The sequence below is a fragment of the Ruegeria sp. CG4 genome (assembly GCF_056537185.1).
In genome coordinates this window covers 1-1312 of sequence record NZ_JBQFRB010000022.1, presented here as the reverse complement: position 1 = coordinate 1312, position 1312 = coordinate 1, and the positions used below count along the sequence as shown (strand labels likewise).

1 protein-coding gene is annotated in these 1312 nt (G+C 52.4%); it reads left to right on the top strand.

The window, feature by feature from the left end; translation table 11 throughout:
- The first annotated feature begins 90 nt into the window (after positions 1–90).
- Positions 91–1170 carry an AI-2E family transporter gene (locus ACR0J2_RS24050; RefSeq protein ID WP_480814110.1) on the top strand — a complete coding sequence of 360 codons (1080 nt, stop codon included), beginning with the start codon at positions 91–93 and terminating at the stop codon, positions 1168–1170.
- Positions 1171–1312 lie beyond the last annotated feature (142 nt).

Genomic DNA, 1312 nt, shown 5'->3' with positions numbered 1-1312 from the left:
CGCAAGTTACTTCCTTCAAAAAAATAGTGGCCACTAGCCAAATGATGGCCATAGTGTACTGCGCGTTTCATTGGTCGTAGTGAGGTCGAAATGCTCGCAGACATGCGAGATATAGTTCAAAAGGCTCTCCCACTTGGGGGGCTTGCGCTAATATTCCTGTTAGGGGTGCTGACGCTCAGCCCATTCCTTCCTGCATTGTTATGGGCCCTTTTTATTTCGGTCGCCATTTTGCCCTTTCATGCGCAGCTTACAAACCAACTTGGACAAAGACGTGCACTGGCGACTGGCCTTACTGTCGTCGGGTTGATACTCATCGTACTTGTCCCGATGTTGTTACTTTTTCGCTCCGTTGTAGGGATTTTGCCAGAATTAGCGATTGCCGCCGCAAACAGAGACAGCCTTGAATGGATTGGCGTTGATCTTCCCGCCGGTATCTCCGCAACTTGGCGCGATCTTTGGATAGGAATACGAGATGACTTGGAGGCGTTGCGCACTTTGATTGGCGATGATCTGCGTTTGCTTCTCTCGACAATTGTGTTCGAAGGTCGGTTGATCGGTTATTTTGTTTTGGAGTTTTTGCTGGGCCTGATCCTTGCTGGGGTAATTCTACATAACTCGCAGTATCTCAGCCTGCTCGCAGGCAAGGCGGCACTAAAACTTGGAGGAACGCGGGTCGCCGACCTTGGTGCTCGCTCGATCCTAACGATCCGTTATACCGTGCTTGGTGTTCTTGGATCGGCGGCTGTACAGGCCTGTGTAGCTGCTTTCGCATACTGGCTCGTCGGCGCGCCACACTGGCCACTCCTGGCGTTCGCAACCTTTATGCTTGGCCTTCTGCAAGTCGGCCCGATCCTGATTTGGGCACCACTTTCGATCTGGCTTTGGATGAATGATCAGTCGGTCATGGCGACCTTTATGGTTCTCTGGGGGCTTGTGGCGGTTGGGCTTTCCGACAACCTCATAAAAGCACTTGTTGTATCGCGCGGAGCGGACTTGCCGGCAATTCTGGTTTTTCTTGGCGCTATCGGCGGGCTACTTTTTTGGGGAGTCGTTGGGGTATTCCTCGGTCCTGTCATTCTTGCACTGTGTCTCGAGTTGATTCTTTGGTGGCTCGGCGCGGAACGCTCCGATGACGAGGTTCGAGAGCTGAACGAAGAAGACCTCCAATAGCCTGAATCTGTTTGAAAAGGTTCTGAAGGGAACACCATGCGACCGATGCCCTTGCAGACTGCGCAGCGAATTCCGAATAAATCACTGGCTTCCTCGATCCTTAAGTGCCGACATGTCTGGCAACGGGGCAGCGTTCGCTTTT

Excerpts from the sequence above, each read along its gene's own strand:
- ACR0J2_RS24050 (WP_480814110.1), top strand. The coding sequence starts at position 91 with ATGCTCGCAGACATGCGAGATATAGTTCAAAAGGCTCTCCCACTTGGG.